This is a genomic window from Streptomyces collinus, from assembly GCF_031348265.1.
GTDB classification, from domain to species: domain Bacteria; phylum Actinomycetota; class Actinomycetes; order Streptomycetales; family Streptomycetaceae; genus Streptomyces; species Streptomyces collinus.
This window is the reverse complement of record NZ_CP133771.1, coordinates 7,496,245-7,520,406: the sequence shown is the minus strand read 5'-3', so window position 1 is coordinate 7,520,406 and position 24,162 is coordinate 7,496,245. Positions and strand designations below refer to the sequence as shown.

At 72.3% G+C, this 24,162-nt stretch carries 20 protein-coding genes and 1 pseudogene; 11 read left to right on the top strand and 10 right to left on the bottom strand.

Going from position 1 to position 24,162, the window contains the following annotated elements; genetic code table 11:
- Positions 1-15 precede the first annotated feature (15 nt).
- The 7 genes from tal to RFN52_RS33880 are packed head-to-tail and all read left to right on the top strand — an operon-like array spanning position 16 to position 8,510.
- Positions 16-1,161, top strand: coding sequence for a transaldolase (gene tal / locus RFN52_RS33910; protein WP_184852078.1), 1,146 nt, complete (start codon positions 16-18; stop codon positions 1,159-1,161).
- The gene (zwf, locus tag RFN52_RS33905; protein ID WP_311241121.1) at positions 1,158-2,882 is read left to right on the top strand and encodes a glucose-6-phosphate dehydrogenase; all 1,725 of its coding nucleotides are present in this window, start codon (positions 1,158-1,160) and stop codon (positions 2,880-2,882) included. Before tal ends, zwf begins: the two co-directional genes overlap by 4 nt.
- Positions 2,879-3,814: a glucose-6-phosphate dehydrogenase assembly protein OpcA gene (gene opcA, locus RFN52_RS33900; RefSeq protein ID WP_184852076.1), complete on the top strand. Its 936-nt coding sequence runs from the start codon at positions 2,879-2,881 to the stop codon at positions 3,812-3,814. The genes zwf and opcA overlap by 4 nt, the downstream gene beginning before the upstream one ends.
- Positions 3,807-5,507 carry a glucose-6-phosphate isomerase gene (pgi, locus tag RFN52_RS33895; protein ID WP_184852074.1) on the top strand — a complete coding sequence of 567 codons (1,701 nt, stop codon included), beginning with the start codon at positions 3,807-3,809 and terminating at the stop codon, positions 5,505-5,507. Before opcA ends, pgi begins: the two co-directional genes overlap by 8 nt.
- Before the next feature lies 1 nt (position 5,508).
- Positions 5,509-6,393, top strand: a complete 885-nt coding sequence (gnd, locus tag RFN52_RS33890; RefSeq protein WP_184852072.1) for a phosphogluconate dehydrogenase (NAD(+)-dependent, decarboxylating) — start codon at positions 5,509-5,511, stop codon at positions 6,391-6,393.
- 3 nt (positions 6,394-6,396) lie between these two features.
- Complete coding sequence (locus RFN52_RS33885) at positions 6,397-6,984, top strand: histidine phosphatase family protein (RefSeq protein WP_184852070.1); 588 nt, start codon at positions 6,397-6,399, stop codon at positions 6,982-6,984.
- Between the two features lie 59 nt (positions 6,985-7,043).
- Positions 7,044-8,510, top strand: a complete 1,467-nt coding sequence (locus RFN52_RS33880) for a membrane-associated oxidoreductase (protein ID WP_184852068.1) — start codon at positions 7,044-7,046, stop codon at positions 8,508-8,510.
- On the opposite strand, the gene RFN52_RS33875 is transcribed toward RFN52_RS33880, so the two are convergent.
- On the bottom strand, positions 8,497-10,293 hold the full coding sequence (locus RFN52_RS33875) for a bifunctional sugar phosphate isomerase/epimerase/4-hydroxyphenylpyruvate dioxygenase family protein (RefSeq protein WP_184852066.1): 1,797 nt from the start codon (positions 10,291-10,293) through the stop codon (positions 8,497-8,499). The two genes, RFN52_RS33880 and RFN52_RS33875, sit on opposite strands and share 14 nt — an antisense overlap.
- Before the next feature lie 15 nt (positions 10,294-10,308).
- Positions 10,309-11,184: a shikimate dehydrogenase gene (locus tag RFN52_RS33870; RefSeq protein WP_184852064.1), complete on the bottom strand. Its 876-nt coding sequence runs from the start codon at positions 11,182-11,184 to the stop codon at positions 10,309-10,311.
- Between the two features lie 143 nt (positions 11,185-11,327).
- Between RFN52_RS33870 and RFN52_RS33865 the strand changes: the two genes are divergently transcribed.
- From RFN52_RS33865 to RFN52_RS33855, 3 genes are all read left to right on the top strand, one after another.
- A complete protein-coding gene (locus tag RFN52_RS33865; RefSeq protein WP_184852062.1) occupies positions 11,328-11,993 on the top strand; it encodes a TetR family transcriptional regulator in 666 nt (221 codons plus the stop codon).
- Between the two features lie 163 nt (positions 11,994-12,156).
- Positions 12,157-13,515 carry an MFS transporter gene (locus RFN52_RS33860; protein ID WP_184852060.1) on the top strand — a complete coding sequence of 453 codons (1,359 nt, stop codon included), beginning with the start codon at positions 12,157-12,159 and terminating at the stop codon, positions 13,513-13,515.
- Positions 13,516-13,765: 250 nt separating this feature from the next.
- A complete protein-coding gene (locus RFN52_RS33855; RefSeq protein WP_184852058.1) occupies positions 13,766-14,998 on the top strand; it encodes a serine hydrolase domain-containing protein in 1,233 nt (410 codons plus the stop codon).
- A 3-nt stretch (positions 14,999-15,001) separates the two neighbouring features.
- Here RFN52_RS33855 and RFN52_RS33850 read toward each other — a convergent pair whose 3' ends face one another.
- The 3 genes from RFN52_RS33850 to ribA form a co-directional block, all read right to left on the bottom strand.
- Positions 15,002-16,159, bottom strand: coding sequence for a saccharopine dehydrogenase family protein (locus RFN52_RS33850; protein ID WP_184852056.1), 1,158 nt, complete (start codon positions 16,157-16,159; stop codon positions 15,002-15,004).
- Positions 16,149-17,210, bottom strand: coding sequence for a saccharopine dehydrogenase (locus tag RFN52_RS33845; protein WP_184852054.1), 1,062 nt, complete (start codon positions 17,208-17,210; stop codon positions 16,149-16,151). Before RFN52_RS33845 ends, RFN52_RS33850 begins: the two co-directional genes overlap by 11 nt.
- Before the next feature lie 144 nt (positions 17,211-17,354).
- On the bottom strand, positions 17,355-18,014 hold the full coding sequence (gene ribA, locus RFN52_RS33840; protein ID WP_031108505.1) for a GTP cyclohydrolase II: 660 nt from the start codon (positions 18,012-18,014) through the stop codon (positions 17,355-17,357).
- A gap of 41 nt (positions 18,015-18,055) precedes the next feature.
- Here ribA and RFN52_RS33835 point away from each other — a divergent pair, with 41 nt between their 5' ends.
- Positions 18,056-18,784, top strand: a complete 729-nt coding sequence (locus RFN52_RS33835) for a creatininase family protein (RefSeq protein ID WP_184852052.1) — start codon at positions 18,056-18,058, stop codon at positions 18,782-18,784.
- A gap of 158 nt (positions 18,785-18,942) precedes the next feature.
- Here the strand turns inward: RFN52_RS33835 and RFN52_RS33830 are convergent.
- The 5 genes and pseudogenes from RFN52_RS33830 to RFN52_RS33810 form a co-directional block, all read right to left on the bottom strand.
- Positions 18,943-20,271, bottom strand: a pseudogene (locus tag RFN52_RS33830) (lysylphosphatidylglycerol synthase transmembrane domain-containing protein); the annotation flags it as partial.
- Positions 20,268-21,317: a methyltransferase domain-containing protein gene (locus RFN52_RS33825; RefSeq protein ID WP_184852050.1), complete on the bottom strand. Its 1,050-nt coding sequence runs from the start codon at positions 21,315-21,317 to the stop codon at positions 20,268-20,270. The gene RFN52_RS33825 and the pseudogene RFN52_RS33830, both read right to left, overlap by 4 nt.
- A complete protein-coding gene (locus tag RFN52_RS33820) occupies positions 21,314-22,519 on the bottom strand; it encodes a glycosyltransferase family 4 protein (protein WP_373308420.1) in 1,206 nt (401 codons plus the stop codon). The genes RFN52_RS33825 and RFN52_RS33820 overlap by 4 nt, the downstream gene beginning before the upstream one ends.
- Positions 22,516-22,914, bottom strand: a complete 399-nt coding sequence (locus RFN52_RS33815) for a 6-pyruvoyl trahydropterin synthase family protein (protein WP_062930213.1) — start codon at positions 22,912-22,914, stop codon at positions 22,516-22,518. The genes RFN52_RS33820 and RFN52_RS33815 overlap by 4 nt, the downstream gene beginning before the upstream one ends.
- 173 nt (positions 22,915-23,087) lie before the next feature.
- Positions 23,088-24,068 carry a zinc-dependent alcohol dehydrogenase gene (locus tag RFN52_RS33810; protein WP_184852048.1) on the bottom strand — a complete coding sequence of 327 codons (981 nt, stop codon included), beginning with the start codon at positions 24,066-24,068 and terminating at the stop codon, positions 23,088-23,090.
- Positions 24,069-24,162: the final 94 nt, after the last annotated feature.

The window sequence follows — 24,162 nt, the reverse complement described above, 5'->3', positions numbered from 1 at the left end:
ACCGCCCGAAAGAAGATGATCACTGTGACCGAAGCGACCGCGAACGCGGGAGCACTGAAGCGCCTGTCCGACGAGGGCGTGTCGATCTGGCTCGACGACCTGTCGCGCCGGCGGATCGAGTCCGGCAGCCTGGCCGGACTCGTCGCCACCAGGAACGTCGTCGGCGTCACCACCAACCCGTCCATCTTCCAGGCCGCCATCGGCTCCGGCGTGGGCTACGAGCAGCAGCTCGCCGACCTGGCGGTGCGCGGTGTGGCCGTCGACGAGGCGGTCCGGATGATGACCACCGCCGACGTCCGGTCCGCCGCCGACGTGCTGCGGCCGGTGTACGAGGCGAGTGGTGGCCGGGACGGCCGGGTCTCCATCGAGGTCGACCCGCGCCTCGCCCACGACACGGCGGCGACCGTCGCCGAGGCCCGGCAGCTTGCCTGGCTGGTGGACCGCCCGAACGTGATGATCAAGATCCCGGCGACGAAGGCGGGCCTGCCGGCGATCACGGAAGTGACCGGAGCGGGTATCAGTGTCAATGTGACGCTGATCTTCTCCCTGGAGCGCTACCGCGAGGTGATGGACGCCTACCTCGCCGGCCTGGAGAAGGCGCGGGCGGCCGGGCTCGGCCTGTCCGCGATCCACTCGGTCGCGTCGTTCTTCGTCTCCCGTGTGGACTCCGAGATCGACAAGCGGCTGACGCTGCTGGGCTCGGACGAGGCCCTCGCCCTGAAGGGTCGGGCGGCCCTGGCCAACGCCCGGCTCGCCTACGAGGCGTACGAACAGGCCTTCGAAGGGGAGCGCTGGCAGACCCTGGAAGGCGCCGGAGCCAACCGGCAGCGCCCCCTTTGGGCCTCCACCGGTGTGAAGGACCCCGCCTACAAGGACACCCTGTACGTGGACGAGCTGGTCGCCCCCGGCACGGTCAACACCATGCCGGAGGCCACGCTGAACGCCGTCGCCGACCACGGCGACGTCCGGGGCGACACGGTCACCGGCGGCTACGACCGGGCCCGGGCGGACCTGGCGGCCGTCGAACGGCTCGGCATTGCATACGACGAGGTGGTGCGGCAACTGGAGGATGAGGGCGTCGCCAAGTTCGAGGCGGCCTGGCAGGACCTGCTGGACGCGGTCACCAAGTCCTTGAACAGCAAGGGAGTTGACGCGGAATGAGCGAGGGCATCGAGGGCATCCCCCAGACGGCCGAACAGGAGACCAAGGGCACCAAGGAGGACAAGGAGGCCCGGGCGGCGCAGGAGGCTGCCGGGGTCGAGCAGACCGGGGTGAGCGGCACGGCGGAGGCCGCCCCGTCCGCGGACCGCGCCGACACCTACGCCGACATCGACATCGACATCGACATCGACATCGACACCGACTTCATCAACCCGCTGCGCGACCCGCGGGACCGCCGGCTGCCCAGGATCGCGGGCCCCTCCGGGCTGGTCATCTTCGGCGTCACCGGCGACCTGTCCCGCAAGAAGCTGATGCCGGCCGTGTACGACCTGGCCAACCGCGGCCTGCTGCCGCCGGGCTTCTCCCTGGTGGGCTTCGCCCGCCGGGACTGGGAGGACCAGGACTTCGCGCAGGTGGTGCACGACGCGGTCCGTGAGCACGCCCGCACCCCGTTCCGCGAGGAGGTCTGGCAGCAGCTCGCCGAGGGCATGCGGTTCATCCCCGGTGACTTCGACGACGACACGGCGTTCAAGCAGCTGCGCTCCGCCGTGGAGGAGCTGGACGCCTCCCGGGGCACCAGCGGCAACTACGCCTTCTACCTCTCGGTGCCGCCGAAGTTCTTCCCGAAGGTCGTCCAGCAGCTGAAGAAGCACAAGCTGGCGAGCGCCCCGGAGGGTTCCTGGCGCCGCGCGGTGATCGAGAAGCCGTTCGGGCATGATCTGCGGTCGGCCGAGGAGCTCAACCGCATCGTGCACGAGGTGTTCGATCCGGAGCAGGTCTTCCGCATCGACCACTACCTGGGCAAGGAGACCGTCCAGAACCTGCTGGCCCTGCGCTTCGCCAACCAGATGTTCGAGCCGATCTGGAACCGGTCCTTCGTGGACCACGTGCAGATCACCATGGCCGAGGACATCGGCATCGGCGGTCGGGCCGGGTACTACGACGGCATCGGCGCCGCCCGTGACGTCATCCAGAACCACCTGCTCCAGCTCATGGCGCTCACCGCGATGGAGGAACCGGCCGCCTTCGACGCCGCCTCGCTGCTCACCGAGAAGCTGAAGGTCCTCAAGGCCGTGCGGCTGCCGCAGGACCTGGGGCAGGGCACGGTGCGCGGACAGTACGCGGCGGCCTGGCAGGGCGGCACCAAGGTGCGCGGATACCTGGAGGAGGACGGCATCGACCAGTCCTCCACCACCGACACGTACGCCGCGGTCCGGCTCCAGGTGGACAACCGCCGCTGGGCCGGTGTCCCGTTCTACCTGCGCACCGGCAAGCGCCTCGGCCGCCGGGTGACGGAGATCGCCGTCGTCTTCCAGCGGGCCCCGCACTCCCCCTTCGACTCCACCGCGACCGAGGAGCTCGGCTCCAACGCGATCGTCATCCGCGTCCAGCCGGACGAGGGCATGACGGTCCGCTTCGGCTCGAAGGTGCCGGGCACCTCGATGGAGATCCGGGACGTGACGATGGACTTCGCCTACGGCGAGTCGTTCACCGAATCGAGCCCCGAGGCGTACGAACGGCTGATCCTTGACGTCCTCCTGGGCGACGCCAACCTGTTCCCCCGTCACCAGGAAGTGGAAGAGTCCTGGAAGATCCTCGACCCGATCGAGCAGTACTGGGCCACGCACGGCCGGCCCGCGCAGTACGCCTCGGGCAGCTGGGGACCCGAGGAGGCAGACGAGATGCTCGCACGAGACGGACGGAGCTGGCGCAGGCCATGAAGATCGACCTGACCGACACCACGGCAAGCAAGATCAACAAGGCGCTGGTGCAGGGCCGCCGCGCCATCGGCACGCCCGCCGTGGGCATGGTCCTGACGATGGTGATCGTCACGGACGAGGAGAACGCCTACGACGCGATCAAGGCGGCCGAGGAGGCCTCGCACGAGCACCCCTCGCGCACCCTGGTCGTCATCAAGCGGCACGCCCGCACCCCGCGCGACCGCCAGTCCTCCCGCCTCGACGCCGAGGTCCGGGTGGGCGCCGACGCGGGTACCGGCGAGACGGTGATCCTCAGGACCTACGGCGAGGTCTCCGACCACGCCGACTCGGTGGTGCTGCCGCTGCTGCTGCCGGACGCGCCGGTGGTGGTGTGGTGGCCGGTGGACGCCCCCGAGGTGCCCTCCAAGGACCCGCTCGGGGCACTGGCCCAGCGGCGGATCACCGACCTGTACGCCGTCGAGAACCCCCTGGAGACGCTCCAGGCCCGGGTCCGCTCCTACGCGCCCGGTGACACCGACCTGGCCTGGACCCGGCTGACGCCCTGGCGTTCGATGCTGGCGGCGGCGCTGGACCAGGCCCGGGCGCGGATCGTCTCGGCGGCGGTGGAGGCCGAGGCCGAGAACCCGGCCGCCGAGCTGCTGGCCCGCTGGCTGGAGGCGCGGCTGCACGTACAGGTCGACCGGGTGGTCACCGCCGGGCCGGTCGTCACGGCCGTGCGCCTGGGCACGGAGCACGGCGAGATCGTCATCGACCGCCCCGAGGGACCGCTGGCCACGCTGACCCTGCCGGGCCAGCCGTCGCGCACCCTCGCGCTGAAGGTCCGTGCCACCTCCGAACTCATCGCCGAGGAGCTGCGGCGCCTCGACGCGGACGAGATGTACGCCGTCGCCCTGAACGGCGCGGCCACCGAGGAGACCCCTGCCCATGTCTGACTCCCCCTCCGGAACCCCCCGGCTCACCCGGCGGCCCGAGTGGACCGCCTTGGAGGACCACCGCACGGACGCCCTGCCGCAGCCCGATCTGCGGGAGCTGTTCGCGGCGGACCCGGGACGCGCCGAGCGCTACGTCGTGCACGTGGGCGACCTGCGCATCGACTACTCCAAGCACCTGGTCACCGACGAGACGCTGGCCCTGCTCCAGGAGCTGGCCGCGGCGACGGGCGTGTTCGGGCTGCGCGATGCCATGTTCGCCGGCGAGAAGATCAACGTCACCGAGGACCGGGCCGTGCTGCACACCGCCCTGCGCGCGCCCCGGGACGCCGTCGTCGAGGTCGACGGCGAGAACGTCGTCCCGGGCGTGCACGCGGTGCTCGACCAGATGGCCGCCTTCGCGGACCGGGTGCGCTCCGGGGAGTGGACCGGCCACACCGGCCGGCGGATCCGCAACGTCGTCAACATCGGCATCGGCGGCTCGGACCTCGGTCCGGCGATGGCCTACGAGGCGCTGCGGCCGTTCACGGACCGGGATCTGACGTTCCGCTTCGTGTCGAACGTGGACGGCTCGGACCTGCACGAGGCGGTGCGTGACCTGGACCCGGCGGAGACGCTGTTCATCGTCGCGTCCAAGACCTTCACCACGATCGAGACGATCACGAACGCCACGTCGGCGCGCTCCTGGCTGCTGAAGGGCCTGGGGGGTGGGGGTACCTCCCGCTCGAGCGAAGCCGAGAGTGGGGGAGAGAAGGCAGTGGCGAAGCACTTCGTCGCCCTGTCGACCAACGCGGAGAAGGTCGCCGGCTTCGGCATCGACGTCGACAACATGTTCGAGTTCTGGGACTGGGTCGGCGGCCGCTACTCGTACGACTCCGCGATCGGCCTGTCCCTGATGATCGCCATCGGCCCGGACCGCTTCCGGGAGATGCTCGACGGCTTCCGCATCGTCGACGAGCACTTCCGCAACGCCCCGGCTGAGGCCAACGCCCCGCTCATCATGGGCCTGCTCGGCATCTGGTACGGCAACTTCCACGACGCCCAGTCGCACGCCGTGCTGCCCTACAGCCACTACCTGTCCAAGTTCACCGCCTACCTCCAGCAGCTCGACATGGAGTCCAACGGCAAGTCGGTGGACCGCGACGGGAACCCGGTGGACTGGCAGACCGGGCCGGTGGTGTGGGGCACGCCGGGCACCAACGGGCAGCACGCCTACTACCAGCTCATCCACCAGGGCACCAAGCTCATCCCGGCCGACCTGATCGGCTTCGCCCGGCCGGTCGCCGAGCTGAGCGGCGAACTGAAGGCGCAGCACGACCTGCTGATGGCCAACCTGTTCGCGCAGGGGCAGGCGCTCGCCTTCGGCAAGACCGCCGAGGAGGTACGCGCGGAGGGCGTGCCCGAGGAGCAGGTGCCGCACCGCACGTTCCGGGGCAACCACCCGACCACGACGATCCTCGCCACCGAACTGACCCCGTCGGTCCTCGGCCAGCTGGTCGCGCTCTACGAGCACAAGGTGTTCGTGCAGGGCGCGGTGTGGAACATCGACTCCTTCGACCAGTGGGGTGTCGAGCTCGGCAAGGTCCTCGCCAAACGCGTCGAGCCCGCCTTGACCGAGGGCGCTGACGTCCCCGGTCTCGACCCGTCCACGGCCGCGCTGGTGGCCGCCTACCGCAATCTTCGGGAAGTGAACTGACATGCAGATCGGTCTTGTGGGTCTCGGCAAGATGGGCGGCAACATGCGCGAGCGCCTGCGCAACGCCGGCCACACCGTCATCGGCTACGACACCAACCCGGACAAGTCGGACGTCGCCAGCCTGGCCGACCTCGTCAACCAACTGGAGGCGCCGCGCACGGTCTGGGTCATGGTCCCGGCGGGCGACCCCACCCAGCACGTCATCGACCGTCTGGCGGACCTCCTCAAGCCCTACGACACGGTGGTCGACGGCGGCAACTCCCGCTGGACGGACGACGAGAAGCACGCCGAGGAACTGAGCAAGCGCGGCATCGGCTTCGTCGACGCGGGCGTCTCCGGCGGCGTGTGGGGCCTCAAGAACGGCTACGCCCTGATGGTCGGCGGCGAGAAGGAGTACGTCGACCCACTCCGGCCGATCTTCGAGGCGCTGAAGCCGGAAGGCCCGTACGGCTTCGTCCACGCGGGCAAGGTGGGCGCCGGGCACTTCGCAAAGATGGTCCACAACGGCATCGAGTACGCCATGATGCAGGCCTACGCCGAGGGCTGGGAGCTGCTGGAGGCCGTGGACTCGGTGGACAACGTCCGCGAGGTGTTCCGCTCCTGGCAGGAGGGCACCGTCATCCGCTCCTGGCTGCTCGACCTCGCGGTCAACGCGCTCGACGAGGACGAGCACCTGGAGAACCTCCGGGGATTCGCCCAGGACTCCGGCGAGGGACGCTGGACCGTGGAGGCGGCGATCGACAACTCCGTGCCGCTGCCCGCGATCACCGCCTCCCTGTTCTCCCGATTCGCCTCCCGGCAGGACGACTCGCCGCAGATGAAGATGATCGCGGCGCTGCGCAACCAGTTCGGCGGCCACGCCGTCGAGTCCGCGAAGAAGGCGTAGGACGTGGGTGATCTGCTGCTCGTCCGCCACGGCGAGACGGAGTGGAGCCGGAGCGGACAGCACACCAGCTTCACCGACCTGCCCCTCACCCCGCACGGTGAGGAGCAGGCCGCGTCCCTCGCTCCGCTCCTGGCGGACCGTACCTTCGCGCTGGTGCTCACCAGCCCGCTCGCCCGCGCGGTGCGCACCGCCGAACTCGCGGGCCTGACCGGGACCCTGCGGGACGCGGACCTGCACGAGTGGTACTACGGCGCCTACGAGGGCGTCACCACCGAGGAGATACACCGCACCCGCCCCGACTGGGACCTGTGGACCGACGGGGGGCCGCCCGGCCCCGACGGCCGGCCCGGCGAGTCCCCCGAGGAGGTCGGCGAACGCGCCGACCGGGTGCTGGCCCGGGCGGAGAAGTCGCTGCCCGAGGGCGATGTGATGCTGGTGGCGCACGGCCACTTCCTCCGCGTCCTGACGGCCCGCCGGCTGGGTCTGCCCCCGGCGCGGGGGCAGTTGTTCCGGCTGGAGACCGGCACGGTCAGCCGGCTGTCCACCGAGCACGGCCGGCCCGTGATCGCGGAGTGGAACTCCAGGGCGTAACGAGCCCCGGCCGGAGGTGAGTTGACAGCCTCCGGCCGGGCGCGTCAGAGTCCCCGCTGATGGAGATCACCGACATGACACCCGCCGAGGAGCGGGTGTGGCGCGCCTTTCCGCGCGGGCAGGACGTGGACTTCCGGGGCCCGGCCGACGAGGACCCGGCGCGGGGCGCGGACTGGGGCCCCGAACGGACCGTGCGCGCGTCCGTGGTGCGGGCCCTGCTGCTGAGCCCCCCGCAGGAGGACGGGGAGACCGCCTCCCTCCGGCTGGCGGGCGCGCGGATCACGGGAGTGCTGAACCTCCAGTACAGCGACATCGACCACGCCGTGCGGCTCAGCGACTGCTTCTTCGAGGACGTGCCCGTGCTGTACGCGGCGCGGCTGCGCCAGCTGAACCTGCGCGGGTCCGTACTGCCCGGCCTGGAGGCCGCTACCCTGCGCGTGGACGGCGTCCTGCGCCTGTCGGACTGCCTCATCGACGGGCCCGTCAAGCTCGGTGGCGCGCAGATCTCCGGTGCCCTGTTCCTGGACGGGGCCGACATCGGCGAACCGCCCCCGGGCCAGCCGGCGCTCCAGCTCAACCACGTCACCATCGGGGACGGCCTGTCCGCGCCGGGCCTGCGCACACGCGGCGAGGTGCGGCTGACGGGTGCCTCGGTCGCCGGGACGATCGACCTCAACGAGACGCGGCTGGAGGCCGGTGCCGGAGAGATCGCCCTCGACGCCGAGACGCTCACGGCGGAGGGCGACGTCCTCCTGCGCAGCTCGTCGGTGAGCGGCTGGATCGGCCTGCGCGGCGCCCGCGTCGCGGGACGGCTCAACCTGTCGCACGCCGGCCTGGTGAACCCCGGGGGCCCGGCGCTGCGCGCCGGCAGCTGTGTCATCGGGGAACTCTGGCTGCGGGAGAGCCCCCCGTTGGAGGGCACGCTCAACCTGCGCCGCGCCCAGGTGGACGTCCTGTGGCTGGAGCCGGAGGTGATCCCGGAGAGGGTCCTGCTCGACGGCCTCGTCTACACCTCGCTCACTCCGCACATGCCCGCAGGCCGCCGCCTGACGATGCTGGAGCGGGACGGCGACGGCTATGTCCCGCACGCCTACGAGCAGTTGACCGCCGCCTACCGGCGGATCGGCGACGACCACGCCGCCCGGCTGGTCCAGCTCGCCAAGCAGCGCCGCCACCGCACCACCCTGCCCTGGTACGGCCGGCTGTGGGGTTATGTGCAGGACGCCACCGTCGGGTACGGCTTCCGCCCGCTGCGGGCGGCGGGCTGGCTGCTGTCGCTGCTCGTGATCGGCTCCCTCACCTTCGCGCTGCACCATCCCCCGCCGCTGAAGGCGGACGAGGCCCCGCAGTTCAACCCGGTGTTCTACACGCTCGACCTGCTCCTGCCCGTGATCTCCTTCGGGCAGGAGGGCGCGTTCGCGCCCGCCGGCCGGTACCAGTGGCTCTCCTACGCCCTGGTCGTCACGGGCTGGACGCTGGCCACCACCGTCGTCACCGGCATCACCCGGACCGTCAGCCGCCAGTGAGCGCCCGCACCGCGTGCTGCGCGGCCAGCCGCACCGGGGCGTTGACGGCGCCGTAGCCCCGGTAGCCGCCGTCGCGCTGGACCAGTTCGAAGAAGACCCGGCCGACCGTGCGGGTGTAGCAGTGGCGGAAGACGCCGTGGGCATCGCGGTCGTAGAGGATGCCCAGGTCGCGGTAGGTCTCCAGCTCGCCGTCGGCGAACTCGAAGCGGGCGGCGAGGTCGTCGTAGTAGTTCGCCGGGACCGGCAGCGGACTGCCGCCCGCGTCCCGGAAGCGGCGGGCCGCGGCGACCACGTCGTCGGTGGCCAGGGCGATGTGCTGGGCGTGGACGGTGTCGTCCGTGGGCGCGGCGCCGACCGTGAGGGCGATCCGGACGCTGCCGTCGGCGTTGGTGACGGCACGGCTGCGCATCAGACCGTAGGGGTCGGCGACGTCCACGCTCTCCTGGGCGTGCAGACCGAGCACCCCGCGGTGGAAGAGGGCCGCCTCGTCGAAGTGGTGCCAGGGCTGGGTGAGGGCGAGGTGGTCGATGCCCCGGATGCCCGCCTGCCCCGGCGGCCGGCCCGTGTCCTCGAAGTCGGCCCGCCAGCCGGGACGTTCCGGGCGGTCGCCGGCGCAGAAGAACAGCTCCGTGCCGTCGGGGGCGGCGACCGCGTCCAGCGGGGCGTCCTCCGGCGCGCGGCGGCGTGGCAGTACGGGCGCGAGCAGCGCCTCGGCTCGCCGGGCCGCCGCGGCCGGGTCCGGTGACTCCAGGCCGATCGCGGCGAGACGGGCGCCGTCCCGGCGGACGGCCGGCCCGGTGTTGACCAGGATCCGGGCGTCGCCCTGCTCCCACAGGCCGACGGGTTTACCGCGATGGCGTGCGGTGCGGGTGAAGCCCAGGGCGCCGAGCAGCGCGGCCAGGGGTTCGGCGTCGGGTGTGACCAGTTCGGCGAAGGCGACACCGGTGGGGAGGACGGGGCCGGGCAGCGGCGCCTTGCCCACCTCCTCCTGGAGCAGCAGCAGGGAGCGCCGGGCGTCGACGGCGGTCGGTCCGGCCTCGGACTGCCTGAACACGTCGTTGAAGACCTCCAGGGACAGCGGGCCGTCGTAGCCGGTGGCCAGCACGTGCCGCACCAGTCCCGCGACGTCGAAGCCGCCCTGGCCGGGGAAGCAGCGGTAGTGGCGGCTCCACTGGAGCACGTCCATGGCGAGCAGCGGGGCGTCGGCGAGCTGGAGGAAGAAGATCTTCTCGCCGGGGATGTCCTCGATGCCCTGGGGATCCGAGCCGCGCGAGAGGATGTGGAAGCTGTCCAGGCAGGTGCCGAGCGCCGGGTGCCCAGCGGCCTCGACGATGCGCCAGGCGTGGTCGTAGGTACTGACGTGCCGGCCCCAGGCGAGGGCCTCGTAGGCCACCCGGACACCGGATTCCCGGGCCGCGTCGGCGAGCCGGCTCAGCTGCTCGGCGGCGAGGGCGTCGTCGTCCACCGCCTGCGGGGAGACACTGGAGCAGACGAGGACCGTGGCGGCGCCGAGCCGGCGCATCAGCTCGAACTTGTGCCGGGCCCGCCGCAGGTTCCGGGCGAACTCGGCCTCGGGCACCGCCTCGATGTCCCGCATCGGCTGGTAGAGGTCGATGCGCAGACCGAGGTCGGCGCAGCGGACGCGGACGTCCTCGGGGGTGAGGGGGCTGGCCAGCAGGTCGTTCTCGAAGATCTCCACCCCGTCGAAGCCGGCCCGGGCGGCGGCGTCGAGTTTCTCGGTGAGGGAGCCGCTGAGGGAGACGGTGGCGATGGACGTACGCAACGGCGGTACCTCTCTCTAGTTCGAAGCCCCGACGGCCCCGGCCAGTTCGGTCAGGTCCGTCAGCATCCGCGCGGCGTCGGGTTCCCGACCGGTGAACAGGCGGAACGCGTCGGCGGCCTGGAAGGCGGCCATGCCCCCGCCGTCGAGGGTGGCGCAGCCCACGGCCCGGGCGGTGCGCAGCAGCTCGGTCTCCAGCGGCCGGTAGACCACCTCGGCGACCCACAGACCGGAGTGGAGCAGCTCGGCGGGCAGGGGCATACCGGGGTGGGCCGCCATGCCGGTGGGCGTGGCGTGGACGAGGCCGTCGGCGTGCGCGAGCAGCTCGGTCCGCCGTTCCGGGGGTGCGGCGGCGGCGCGTCCTTCCCCGAAGGCGCGGTTGAGGGAGCCGGCCAGGGCGGCGGCCCGCTCGGGCAGGGCGTCGACGACCGTGACGCGCTCGGCGCCGAGGGTGAGCATGGCGTGGGCGACGGCCGCGCCCGCACCACCGGCGCCCAGCTGCACGACCCGTTCCAGTGGCGCGTCGGGCAGCCCGCGTGCGAAGGAGGAGGCGAAACCGGTGGCGTCCGTGTTGTGGCCGACCGCGCGGCCGTCCTCGAAGACGACGGTGTTGACCGCGCCCAGCGCCTCGGCCTGCGGGGCGAGGGCGTCCAGGTGCTCGATGACGAGCTGCTTGCAGGGGTGCGTGATGTTGAGCCCGTCGAAGCCCAGGTCGCGGGCGGCCCGCAGCAGATCGCCCACCGCCTCGGGCGGCACTCCGAGGGTGTCGATGTCGATCAGCCGGTACACCAGGCGCAGGCCCTGCCGGTCGGCCTCCCGCTCGTGCAGGGCCGGACTGAGCGACGGGCCGATGCCGGAACCGATCAGCCCGACGAGATACGACCTGTTGGGCACGCGCGCCTCCTGAGGGGCTCACTAATGTACGAACCAGTACGTTAGCTATATCAGCCGGGGACGAGCCCGGGAAGACCCCCGCGGCCGGGCGGGCCCCTGCTTCTAGAATCACCGGCACCGGCCCCTCCGCCCTAAGGAACCTGATGACCAGCGTCGAAGAACCGGCACGGCCTGGCGAGCGCATCCGAGACGCGGCCCGCACCCGGGCCGAGATCCTCGACGTCGCCACGCAGGAGTTCGCGCGGGCCGGCTACGACGGGGCCCGGGTGGACGAGATCGCCGCCCGCACCCGCACCACCAAGCGGATGATCTACTACTACTTCGGCGGCAAGGAGCAGTTGTTCACGGCCGTGCTGGAGCGCGCGTACGGCGTGATCCGGGAGGCCGAGCAGCAGCTCGACGTCGACCATCTGGACCCGGTGGCGGCCATCCGGCGCCTGGCGGAGCTGACCTTCGACCACCACGAGCAGCACCCCGACTTCATCCGCCTGGTCAGCATCGAGAACATCCACGAGGCGCATCACATCGCGGCCTCCGAGAAGCTCGGGAAGATCGGCTCCCCCGCCCTGGACGTGATCCGCCGGATCCTGGCGTCGGGCCAGGACTCGGGGCTGTTCACGGCGGACGTCGACGCCGTCGACCTGCACGCGATGATCTCCTCGTTCTGCTTCTTCCGGGTCGCCAACCGGCACACCTTCGGCGCGCTGTTCGGCCGCGACCTCCTCGACCGGGCCCAGCGCGCGCACTACCGCGCCATGCTGGGCGACATGGTGATCGCGTACCTGACGGCGGAGCGGACGGCGGACTGAACACCCGGAGCGCGACCCCTTGACACCGGCGGCACTCGGGCGCAGCATCACTGGCCATCCCCTGTTAACTACCCAGTGGGTTAATTAGCCGCGATCCGGCACGTCCCCCTCTGCTCTCCGTTCATCTCACTCCGCCCAAGGTGGAGCCCGCCAAGGAGCCGCCGTGTCCGTCCCCGCCATGCCCTCAGGGTCCGCCGCCCCGCCCGGTCAGCCCAGGAAAGCCGCGACCGCCGCCTGGATCGGCAGTGCCCTGGAGTACTACGACTTCTTCATCTACGGCAGCGCCGCCGCGCTGATCTTCCCGGAGGTGTTCTTCGACGAGTCCGACCCGGCCACGGCGACCCTGCTGTCGCTGGCCACGTTCGGTGTCGCGTACGCCGCCCGCCCTGTCGGCGCGCTGGTGCTCGGGCACTTCGGGGACAAGCTCGGCCGCAAGAAGATCATGGTCTTCACGCTGATGCTGATGGGGCTGTCGACGTTCCTCATCGGCTGTCTGCCGACCCGGGACCAGGTCGGCGGCCTCGCCCCGGTCCTGCTGGTGCTGTGCCGGGTGCTGCAGGGCATCTCGGCGGCCGGTGAGCAGGCCAGCGCCAACTCCATGACCCTGGAACACGCGCCACCGGACCGGCGCGGCTTCTTCACCAGCTTCACGCTCAGCGGCACCCAGGGCGGCCAGTTGCTGGCCACGCTGGTCTTCATCCCCGTCGCCGCGATGCCCGAGGACCAGTTGCTGTCGTGGGGCTGGCGGCTGCCGTTCTGGCTGAGCGTCGCGGTCGCCGTCGTCGGCTGGGTCATCCGCCGCAAGCTGGACGAGACGCCGGCCTTCGCCCAGCAGGCCGCGGAGGACGGCGTGGCCAGGATGCCGCTCGTGGTGCTGCTCCGCGAGCACTGGGCGGACGTGCTGCGGGTGATCGCGGGTGCGCTGGTCGCCTCGGTCAGCACGATCTTCACGGTGTGGGCACTGGCGTACGCCACGAGCGACGCGGTCGGCATGTCGCGTACGGCCATGCTGTGGGTGGGCGCTCTGGCCAATGTCGTCGCGCTCGCCGCGATCCCGCTGTGGGCGACGCTGTCCGACCGGATCGGACGCCGCCCGGTGTTCCTGATCGGCGCCGCCGGCAGCGCGGTGACGATGTTCCTGTACCTCTGGGCGGTCTCCACGGGCTCCTACCCGCTGACGTTCCTGACGGGCATCGTCTGTTTCGGCGTGGTCTACAGCGCCGCGAACGGTGTGTGGCCCGCCTTCTACGGCGAGATGTTCACGACCCGGGTGCGGCTGTCCGGCGTGGCGGTCGGCACGCAGATCGGTTTCGCGGCGGCCGGGTTCGCGGTGACGTTCGCGGCGCAGATCGCGGGGCCGGGCGGCGACGACTGGTCGGCGGTGGCGCTGTTCACGGCGGCGTTGTGCGTGCCGCCGGTGATCGCGGCGGTGTCGGCGCGGGAGACGCACCGGGTTCCCACGGAGTCGCTGGGGGAACGGGCCGGGCTCGGGGCCGCGCAGCCGGAGAAGGTGACGGCCTGACGCCACGGTGTGCCTCAGGCACCCGCACCCGAGGACCTGAAGTGCATGGTCCTCGGGTGCGGGTGCGGGCGCGGGCGCCTGGGGGGTTGCCCCTGAGGGGCAGTGCCCCAGGCTCCTGAGAGGCACTGTCCTGGGCCTCACGCACCTGTTCTTGCGCGATCATGAACCGTTCCTGCGCCCCGAGGGGGTCTGAGGCGACCTGGGCGGGGTATGCCGGATCTCATCTCGAACAGCGCGACGGGAGAGAGCCATGGCACAGCTGCGACAAGAGATCGATCCGGGTGAGGCCGGGCTGGATCCGCAGGTGCTGGGCCGCCTGGACCGGCACTTCGCCCGGCTGGTCGACGACGGGCGTATGCCGGGCTTCCTCGTCGCCGTCGCCCGGGCCGGGCGCGTCGCCCATCTCACCACGCACGGCCTGCGCGACATCGCGGCCGGGCTCCCGGTGGAGCCCGACACGCTGTGGCGGGTCTACTCCATGACGAAGCCGGTCACCGCGGTCGCCGCGCTGCTGCTGGTGGAAGAGGGCCGGCTCTCGCTGGACGACCCGGTCGCCGACCACCTGCCCGCCTTCGCCGACCCGCGGGTCCACGTCGGCGGTTCCGGGGCGGAGGTCGAGACCCGCCCCGCCGAGGGCCCGATACTCGTCCGGCATCTGATGACCCACACCGCGGGTCTGACCTTCGGCTTCTACCACACGCACCCTGTCGACGCCCTGTACCGCGCGGCCGGCCTGGAGTCGTCGGTGCCGCCGGGCGCGGACCTGGCCGAGACCATCGAGGCGTACGCGAGCCTGCCGCTGCAGTTCGAGCCGGGCACCGAGTGGAACTACTCGGTGGCGAGCAACGTCCTGGGCCGGATCATCGAGGTCGTGTCCGGGCAGCCGCTCGACGCGTTCTGCGCCGAGCGGATCTTCGCACCGCTCGGCATGACGGACGCGGGCTTCCACGTCACGCCTGCCCAGGCGCCCCGGCTGTCCGAGATGTACGGGGAGAAGGAGGGCGGCGGCATCGAGCCGGCCCCGGGGCTCCCGCTGCACGGCCGGCCGCGGTTCCTGTCGGGCAGCGGCGGCATGGTGTGCTCGGCCCACGACTACCACCGCTTCATGGAGTTGCTGCGCCGCCGCGGCGAACTCGACGGCGTGCGGCTGCTCGCCCCGGGGACCGTGGAGCTCATGACCCGCAACCACCTGCCCGGCGGCGCCGACCTGCGGGCCTTCGGCAGCCGCCCCGCCCATGACGAGCCCGGCAACGAGGGGCTCGGCTTCGGCTTCAACTGCTCCGTGGTGATCGACCCGTCCCGCACGCTGGTGCCCTCCGGGCCCGGCGCCTTCGGCTGGAGCGGCGTGGCCACGACGACGTTCTGGGTGGACCCGGGCCGCGACCTGACGGTGCAGTTCATGACACAGGTGCGGCCCAAGACCTCCCACTCGGTCTTCAAGGACCTGAAGCGGCTCATCCACGAGGCCCTGTCGGACCGTTGACCGCTACCGGTCGACGCGCAGGGTGAACTCCACGCCGTCCCGGGCTAGTTCCCGCAGCCACTGCCCGGAGCGTGCGGCCGTCTCGGCTGCGCGGTTCAGACCCGGCGGCAGGGAGCCGTCCAGCACATGCCGGACACCCAGCGCGAGGGTCCGCGAGACGCAGCGGGCCATCGCGCTCTCCTCGGCGTCACCCACCAGGTCGAGGAGGTAACCGCCCTGCCACGACCGGCCCGACTCGGCGCGCACGTCCAGCGACACGGCGAGGACGACCCGGTCGTGGTCGTCGGCCGTGGTGGGGTAGGCGGCGGCCAGTTCCCGCGCGAGGGCGGCGATGCGTCCGTCGTCGCCGGCCTTGAGTTCCTCGAAGACGCCGTCCCAGGCGCGCAGCCAGCCCTCCAGACGCAGGGTGCCGCGCACGAACGTCCGCGGTGTCCAGGCGTCCGGCAGCCCGTACTGCGCGACGAAGGGGACGCTGTCGCGGTTGGGGTAGACCTCGAAGGTCTCCCCGTCGAGGACATGCCGCCGGGTGGCCTCCCAGGGCCGCTCGGCGACCGTCCGCTCACCGCCCTCGATGTAGCGGGCCGGGGAGCGCAGGGCGCCCAGGACACCCGCGGGTGCCCAGCTGAAGCGGTACGTGAAGTCGTTCGGGACGGCGGGGACCCCGCCGCAGTACGACGTGAGGGTGTACGAGGCGGGCGTCTCGTCGCCGATCGCCTCACGGGCCCGGGCGACCAGGTCATGGGCGAACAGGTGGTCGATGCCCGGGTCGAGCCCGGCCTCGGTGAGGACGACGAGCCCGGCCCGCCCAGCGGCCGGCACCTGCTCCAGCACCGCGTCCGACACATAGCTGGAGCACGCGAAGTGCGCCCCCTGACGTACGCACTCAGCGAGCAGCGGGGCGTGCTCCGGCGCGGGCAGCATCGACACGACGACATCGCCGGGCGCGAGTTCGGAGGCGAGCGCCGGCAGCGTGTACGCGCGGGGCTCGGCCCGGCCGGCGAGACCCAGCCGGCCGAGGGCTTCGGCGGCGCGGGCCTCGGTGCGGTGCCAGAGCCGGACGCGCCCGGCGGTGTCGCACAGCGCGGCGAGGCCGCTGCCCGTGGACAGGCCGGCGCCGATCCAGTGGACGGTGCCGCTCGCCGCCGCCGGTTCAGTGGTCATGGGGCTCCCCCTTGTCGAGGCCGAGTGCCCGGGACGCGTCACGGAACCGGTCCAGACAGCGTCCCCAGGCCCCGGAGACGCCGAAGTCGAGCAGGTGGGGCAGCAGGGCGGCCGAGAAGTCGGTGCTGGACTCCAGCGGCAGCAGGGAGGGCAGGTTGTCGATGGCGATGAGGTCGAGCGGGGGTTCGTCACGCAGCCGGCGGACCGGCTCGTCCCAGTCGGTGGTCTCGTCGTACACCGGAAGGACGTTGAGCGGGGAACCGACGTCGCAGGTCACGTCGCACAGGGTGCGCAGGCGGCGGCCGGGGGTGTCGAGGTCCTGCTCGCGGAGGAAGGGCGGGACGGGAGTGGTGGCGAGCACCGCGTTCACCATCACGTCGTGCCGCAGCAGGGCGGGGCGGTCCAGGTCCCGGGTCTCGGCGAGGTCCCAGCAGGTCGGGTCGACGCCCGCGGTGGTGAAGGCGGCGCGGGCGCCGCGGCCGCTGCGCCCCAGGGCACCGATGACGAGGCCGGTGAACTCGGCGTCGTCCGCGACGGGTTGCAGCGTCGCGTCCAGGTCCTCCTTGGTGGTCGGCGTCAGCGGTGCCCGCAGCCGGCCCCGGTGCCGGAGCACGGCCAGGGCGGCACCGAGATAGCCGGCCCAGAAGCCGAAGGCGGCCAGGCGCCGCCCGGTGTCGTCCACCAGGTACTCCAGGTCGAACAGCGTCCCGCCCCCGGCCGCGAACCGGCCCAGCAGCTCCGACGCTCCCGGCTGGCCCTTGTAGGCGTGGCCGAAGAAGATGTGCCGGTGCGTCAGCCCGGCCGGTTCCCCCGGCAGTTCCTTCAGGCCGAGCACGACGGCGTCCCGGGGCGCCGTCACCCAGGAGCCCGCGGGGGCGACACGGCAGCCGGCCGCCTCGTACTCCTCGATCGGGAAGACCCGCTGCGGGGACTCCTCGACGGTCAGTTCCGCTCCGTGCCCGACGAGCCGCCGGGCGTCGTCGGGCACGATCGGAGTGCGTCGCTCGGTCGTTCGGGCCTCGTGGCGCAGCCACAGATGGAGCTCGGTCATACCAGGTGGGCCTCCGGCGTGAGGCGTCGGCCGCTGAGGGCCGACGCTTCTGGGACGGACGTCCACGAAGCGTACGCGGCCCGCCTGCGGGTCGCGCACGGATTCGCCCAGGTCACGTCGGGGAGCCCGGACCGGCCACGGTGGTCAGGAGGAGCTGACCACCGCGTCCAGGTGCGGCAGGTGATGGTCGAGGCGCTCCCGCTTGGTGCGCAGATACGTGATGTTGTTCTCGCACGGCGGGATCAGCAGCGGCACCGTCTCGGCCACGGTGATGCCGTGGTCCACCAGCGCCTCGCGCTTGCGCGGGTTGTTGGACATCAGCCGCACCGACCGCACGCCGAGGTCCTCCAGGATCCGGGCGGCGACACCGTAGTCGCGGGCGTCGACCGGGAGGCCCAGGGCGAGGTTGGCCTCGACGGTGTCGAGCCCCTCCGCCTGCAGGGCCATCGCGCGCAGCTTGCCGAGCAGGCCGATGCCACGGCCTTCATGCCCTCTGAGGTAGACCACGACGCCCGCACCCTCGGAGACGACCGCGCGCAGGGCGGCGTCGAGCTGGTCGCCGCACTCGCAGTGCTGGGAGCCGAAGGCGTCACCCGTCAGGCACTCCGAGTGCAGCCGGATGAGGACGTCGTCCGGGCCGATCTCGCCATAGACCAGCGCGACCTGTTCGTCGCCGCGGTCGTGGTCCATGTAGCCGATCGCCTGGAATTTCCCGTACACGGTGGGCAAGGGGGCATTCACGACGCGTTCCACGCCGGTCCGCTGCGGTGCCTTCTTGCCGAGTACGCCAATGTTGTCTGTCATGATTCTCGAGTTCCTAAGCAGAGACGAAAGGCCGTGACGTTATGAGTGATCTGGTGCCGGCGGACACCACGGAAGACGTACGGACGCGGGGCGCCGGTGTCTCACGGCAGGTCGCGGTGCTTCCCGTGGGGAGCTTCGAGCAGCACGGTCCGTACCTCCCGCTGTCGACCGACACGCTCGTCGCCTGTGCCGTCGCGCGGGAGATAGCCGGCGCGTACCCGGTGCACCTCCTTCCTCCGGTGACGATCTCGTGCTCGCACGAGCACGCGGCCTGGCCGGGGACCGTCAGCATCTCCTCGGTGACCCTTCATGCGGTGGTTCGGGACATTGCGGATTCGCTGCGCCGGTCCGGGGTCGACACGCTGGTGGTGGTCAACGGGCACGGCGGCAACTACGTGCTGGGCAACGTGGTTCAGGAGTCCTCCGCGCGTGGCGAGCGGATGGCGCTCTTCCCGGCCGCGGAGGACTGGGAGGCAGCGCGCGAGCGGGCGGGGGTGATCACCTCGCTGCTCACCGACATGCACGCGGGGGAAATAGAGACCTCCATCCTTCTGCACGCTCATCCCGAAATGCTCCGACCCGGTTATGAGACCACTGATTTCGTCGCTGACGACCGGCGTCATCTGCTCACCCTCGGCATGTCCGGCTATACCGATTCCGGCGTCATCGGTCGTCCTTCGCTGGGTTCGGCGGAAAAGGGGAAGGAACTCCTGGCGAGCCTGGCGGATTCCTTCGGGGCGTATTTCTCGATGCTGACCTCCGACGCGTAGTCACCCTGCGGTGCGGGAGCGGGTTCCGGGGCCTGTGCGGTGGCCCGGGGCCCGGCCCGCAGGCCCGCGTACCAGCGCGCGACGAGCACGATCAGGCCGGGCAGGCTGGCCACGAGGCTGAGCACCCCGTAGACGACCGCGACGGCCAGTCCCCGGCCCGCGCCGAGCCCCGCGGCGCCGAACGCCCAGGCGGTGACGCCCTCCCGGGGCCCCCAGCCGCCCACGTTCAGGGGCAGGCCCATCGCCAGCAGGGCGAGGACCGCGAGGGGCAGCAGGACGGCCACGGAGGCGGCGGTCCCGGCGACACGGGCGGCGAGTACGAACATCGCGACGTAACCTGCCAGCACCACCACGGAGGAGACAACCACTCCGGGCCCGTTCCGGCGCGACAGCAGCCCTTCGCGGGCCTCGGCGAGGACCGCGCGCAGCTTGCGGCCGCGGGGGGAGGGCGCCGGGCGGTTCATGCGCAGGGCGAGGACGACGGCGAGCGCGCCCAGGGCGGTCAGGGCCGCGAGCGGGGCGATGTGCCGGGCCTCGTCCAGCACCGGGGACGGCATGACCAGCAGGACGACGGCGCCGACCGCGAACAACGCGATCTGCCCGGCGGTCCGTTCGAGGACGACGGCCTTCACTCCCCGCCGCAGATCCCCCTCGCTCTGCCCGTGCCGCACGGCCCGGTGCACATCGCCGAGGACGCCGCCGGGCAGGGCCGCGTTCAGGAACAGCGCGCGGTAGTAGTCGGCGACGGCCGGCCCGAACGGCAGCCGGATCCTGAGCCCCCGGGCGACGATGGCCCACCGCCACGCGCTGCACACGGTGGTGACGAGCCCGATGCCGAGCGCGAGCAGCAGCGACACGCCGTCGATCCGCCGCAGCCCCTCCAGGAAGACGCCGGTACCGAGCCGCCAGAACAGCACCGCCAGGATGGCGATTCCGGCGATGGTGCCGAGGTGCGTACGGACGGCGGGAGTGGCGAGCCGGGCGAGAGCGGTGCGAATGGGGCCGCGGGGGGTGGGGCCGGGGTTGTCCGGGCGGGTGCTGGTCGGGGTGGTGCTGTCCGTTCCGGTGCCGGTCGTTTCGGTGGCGGTGGGGCCGGTGCCGTTCCGGCCGGTGCCGATAGAGCCGACGCCGTCCAGGCCGGCGCTGCCCGTGCCGGCGTTGATCGGATCGGCGTTGATCGGGTCGGTGCCGTCCGGGCCGGTGGCATCAGGGCCGGTGCCGTCCGGGCCGCAGCCCTGGCCGGTGACCGGGCCGGCGCCCTCCAGGCCGGTGGCCGGCGACGGGACTTCGGTCGACCGGGCCGGGCCGGCCGGGGTCGAGGCGGCGGGGGCGCTGCTCTCGCCCACGGCCGGGCGCGGCACAGCCGTGTCCGCCCGGGCCGTGACCGCCGCACCGGACACCGGCACCGTACGGGTGCCGCTGCCGGTCGCGGGACGGCTCTCGGTGGGCGTGGTGCGCGGGCGCGTTCCCGTCGCCTGGGGGGTCATGACGCTCCGCCCACCGGGCGGGACAGGGCCAGGAGGTCGACGTGGTGGACGGTGACGCGCAACTCGCCCGCGGCCAGGGCCGCCAGCCGCTTGGTCAGGTAGACGTCGGCTTCGGCCCGCAGCTCGGGGCGTTCCTCGACGGCGGCGCCGACCCAGCCGCGCAGCCACTGCTCGGTGAGCGCGGCCTGCTCGGGACCGAGCTGCCAGGGGCTCGGGTGCAGCCGTACGGTCGCGCCGTGCTCGGAGAACGCCTCGGCCGCCGCCGTGACCGCGTCGGGGCCGAGCAGGCCGTCGCGGCGCTGGTGGTCGTTGAACGCCTGGGCGAGCTCCGCGTCCAGCGGGTGCGACGGGGTCAGTTCCACGCGCCCGGCGACGGACAGCGTCAGCAGGGCGGGGCAGCCGGCTCCGGCGCACGCGGCGGCGAAGGTGTCGATCTCCTCGCGGGTGAGGACGTCCAGCAGGGCCGACGCCGTGACCAGGGACGCGCCCTGCAGGGCGTCCGGGGTGAGTCGGGCGATGTCACCGCGCCGCGTCTCCACGGAGACCCGGCTGCCGTCGGCGGCCGAGCGCGGGGAGGCGACGGCGGCGAAATGCAGCAGGTAGGGGTCACGGTCGTGCAGGATCCAGTGCTGGGCGCCGTCCAGGCGGGGGGCGAGCCAGCGGCCCATGGAGCCGGTGCCGCAGCCCAGGTCGTGGATGACGATGCCCGACCTGCCCGGCAGGTTGGCGAGCCGGATCCGCAGCGGGTCGAGCAGGTCGTGCGCCCGCGCGGCGGCATCGGCCGGCTCCCGCAGCTCCAGCCACTCGGGCGCGTAGCGGGGCGGATCGTCCGGGCCCGCCTCACGCAGTTTGACGGTCGGCCGCGAGCCGGGCTTGCCGCTGGGCCCGGCACCGGGGATGACGCTCCCGGGGGCCTGCCCCGGACCGAACTCGATGCTGGAGCCCAGGCCCGGAATCATGCCGTCCGTCACTCCCGTGACCTCCCTCGGCCCGGGCTGGGCCGGAATCGCCCCGCTCTGCGGGGTCGTCGTCGCCGGGTTCGTCATGCTGACCTCCGGGGTTCGGTCGGGAGCCGGCGCAGCACCGCCGCCAGGCTCTGTGCGGTCGTCGCCCAGCCGCCGAGGGCGGCGCGGCGGCTGCGTGCGGCGGCCTTCAGCCGGCGTCGTACGTCCGCCTCGCCGAACCAGCCGCGCAGTTCGGCGGCGATGGCGGCGGGGTTCTCCGGCGGGACGAGGATGCCGGGGACACCGCCGTCGGGCGCGCGGCCGACCGCCTCCGGCAGCCCGCCGACGTCCGTGGCCATCACCGGGATGCCGCGTGCCAGGGCCTCGGTCACGGCCATGCCGTACGTCTCGGCGTAGGAGGTGAGGACCATCAGGTCGGCGGTGGCGTAGCTGGCGTCGAGCGCGGGGCCGGATTTCGGGCCGGCCAGTTCCAGGCGGTCCTGCAGGCCGTGCTCGGCGATGAGGGACCGCAGGTGGGCGACGTACTCCGGTTCCTGGGTCAGGCTCCCGACGCACACGCAGCTCCACGGCAGTTCGCGGACGGCGGCCAGCGCCTCCACCAGCCGGTGCTGGCCCTTGCGCGGGGTCACGGCGGCAACGCACAGCAGGCGCGACACACCGTCGGTGCCGGGCGCGAGCGGCGCGATGTCGGCGCCGGGTGCCGCGACGTGGACCCGCTCGGGCGGCAGGCCGTGGTGGGAGACCAGGCGGCGGACGGCCCAGTCGCTGGTGCCGATCACCGCCGGCACCGCCCGCAGCACGGTCCGCTCCTTGGCGTCCAGTTCGGCCGCGACCGCCGCGTCCAGCCCCGTCTCGTCACCGAGCGGGAGGTGGACGAGGACGGCCATGCTCAGCCGTTCCGCCTCGGGCACCACGATCTCCGGCACACCGCAGGCCACCAGCCCGTCGAGCAGGACGGCGGCCCCGTCGGGCAACCCGCTCAGGGTGCGGGCGAGTTCCGTGCGGGCGTCGGCCCCCGGCCGGGGCCAGTCACCGGCCACGGCGTGCTTGGTCACCTGCCAGCCGAAGCCGGGCAGGTCCAGGCAGACCCGCCGGTCGTAGGCGTTGCCGCCGCTGGGCGCCGCCGGGTCGTCGACGCCGCCCGGCAGCACGAAGTGCACGGTGCGCAGGGACATGGGGATGATCTCGGCGTTCTTCAGGGAAGCGTGCTGCACGGGAACATAATTCAGCCGCGCCGGCGCCGGACCCATGTGCTCGGGCCGCTCGATGGTCGTGTCGGTCACAACGCACGCTCGTAACTCGCCCAGGCGATGTGCGACTCGTGCAGCGTGACGGTGAGGCCCGCGATGCCCTTGGCGCCCTCGCCCAGCGCCCCCTTGTGGATGCGCTCGGCGAGCCGGTCGGCGATGACCTTGGCGAGGAACTCCGTGGAGGTGTTGACTCCGGCGAAGTCGGGCTCGTTGTCGAGGTTGCGGTAGTTCAGCTCGCTGACGACCGCGCCGAGTTCCTGGGTGGCCAGCCCGATGTCGACGACGATGTTGTCGTCGTCCAGCTGCTCGCGCCGGAACGTGGCGTCCACGAGGAACGTGGCCCCGTGCAGGCGCTGGGCCGGTCCGAAGACGTCGCCACGGAAGCTGTGGGCGATCATGATGTGATCGCGGACGGTGATGCTGAACAACGGACGACCCTCCAGGTGCGGCGCGTCTGCTCCCCCGCTCTACGGTGCCGGGGATGCCGAGTAGTACGGCTCGTTGCCTTCCCCTGTTCAGCCGTCCGTACGTCTTTTCTCAGGTCAGGCGCTCTTGTCGTGGCGAAACTCGTACCGGATGGAACGAATCGTCAGCCGATGCGTCAATCGCTCTCGTCGTAACGGACGCGGTGGCACAGCGCGGGGACCTCGCCGGAGACCAGTCGGGGCAGCACGTCCGGCAGCTCCTCGAAGGGGGACTCGCCGGTGACGAGGGCGTCGAGCGCGGGGTCGGCGAGCAGGTCCAGGGCGACCGCGAGCCGGTCGGCGTAGGTGCGGTTGGGGCGGGCCGGGGAGACGGTGCCGACCTGGCTGCTGCGGATGACGAGCCGCCGGGAGTGGAAGGCCTCACCGAGCGGGAGGCTGACCTGCCGGTCGCCGTACCAGCTGAGTTCCAGCACGGTCCCCTCGGCGGTGAGGAGTTCCAGGGACCTGGCGAGGCCCTGTTCCGTGGCACTGGCGTGCACGACCAGGTCGCGGTCCCCGTCGGCGTCCTCGGGGGTGGCGAAGCCGACCCCGAGCGCCTCGGCGGTCTTCGCGCGGGACGGGTCGGCGTCGACCAGCTGGACGCGGACGCCGGGGAACCGGGCGAGGAGGGCGGCCACCGAGCAGCCGACCATGCCGCCGCCGACCACGGCGATCCGGTCTCCGACCAGGGGCGCGGCGTCCCACAGGGCGTTGACGGCGGTCTCCACGGTCCCGGCGAGCACGGCCCGTTCGGCGGGCACGCCGTCCGGGACGGGGGTGACCGCGTCGGCCGGTACGACGTAGCGCGTCTGGTGCGGGTAGAGGCAGAAGACGGTGCGGCCGGTGAGTTCCCGGGGGCCTTCCTCCACCACGCCCACGTTGAGGTAGCCGTACTTCACCGGGCCCGGGAAGTCGCCCTCCTGGAACGGCGCGCGCATGGCGGTGTGCTGGCTGACGGGCACGCCGCCGCGGAAGACGAGCGTTTCGGTGCCGCGGCTCACTCCGGAGAAGAGCGTGCGGACCAGCACCTCGCCCTCGCCGGGGGCCGGCAGGGTGACGTCCCGGATGACGCCTCGCCCAGGCGAGTCGATCCAGAACGCCCTTGCGGTGTGCTTCATCGAAGTCCTCCTGAACGATCGGGAAGCTGCTTGCGTACCGAGGGGTGCACAGGCCGCGCACAAGGTAGCGGCGTTGATCGACTCTGTCACACGG

Coding starts and splice junctions, on each gene's coding strand:
- opcA (WP_184852076.1), top strand. CDS start 2,879: ATGAAGATCGACCTGACCGACACCACGGCAAGCAAGATCAACAAGGCG.
- RFN52_RS33845 (WP_184852054.1), bottom strand. CDS start 17,210: ATGACCGAGCTCCATCTGTGGCTGCGCCACGAGGCCCGAACGACCGAG.
- RFN52_RS33850 (WP_184852056.1), bottom strand. CDS start 16,159: ATGACCACTGAACCGGCGGCGGCGAGCGGCACCGTCCACTGGATCGGC.
- pgi (WP_184852074.1), top strand. CDS start 3,807: ATGTCTGACTCCCCCTCCGGAACCCCCCGGCTCACCCGGCGGCCCGAG.
- RFN52_RS33865 (WP_184852062.1), top strand. CDS start 11,328: ATGACCAGCGTCGAAGAACCGGCACGGCCTGGCGAGCGCATCCGAGAC.
- tal (WP_184852078.1), top strand. CDS start 16: ATGATCACTGTGACCGAAGCGACCGCGAACGCGGGAGCACTGAAGCGC.
- RFN52_RS33855 (WP_184852058.1), top strand. CDS start 13,766: ATGGCACAGCTGCGACAAGAGATCGATCCGGGTGAGGCCGGGCTGGAT.
- gnd (WP_184852072.1), top strand. CDS start 5,509: ATGCAGATCGGTCTTGTGGGTCTCGGCAAGATGGGCGGCAACATGCGC.
- ribA (WP_031108505.1), bottom strand. CDS start 18,014: ATGACAGACAACATTGGCGTACTCGGCAAGAAGGCACCGCAGCGGACC.
- RFN52_RS33825 (WP_184852050.1), bottom strand. CDS start 21,317: ATGACGAACCCGGCGACGACGACCCCGCAGAGCGGGGCGATTCCGGCC.
- RFN52_RS33880 (WP_184852068.1), top strand. CDS start 7,044: ATGGAGATCACCGACATGACACCCGCCGAGGAGCGGGTGTGGCGCGCC.
- RFN52_RS33835 (WP_184852052.1), top strand. CDS start 18,056: ATGAGTGATCTGGTGCCGGCGGACACCACGGAAGACGTACGGACGCGG.
- zwf (WP_311241121.1), top strand. CDS start 1,158: ATGAGCGAGGGCATCGAGGGCATCCCCCAGACGGCCGAACAGGAGACC.
- RFN52_RS33810 (WP_184852048.1), bottom strand. CDS start 24,068: ATGAAGCACACCGCAAGGGCGTTCTGGATCGACTCGCCTGGGCGAGGC.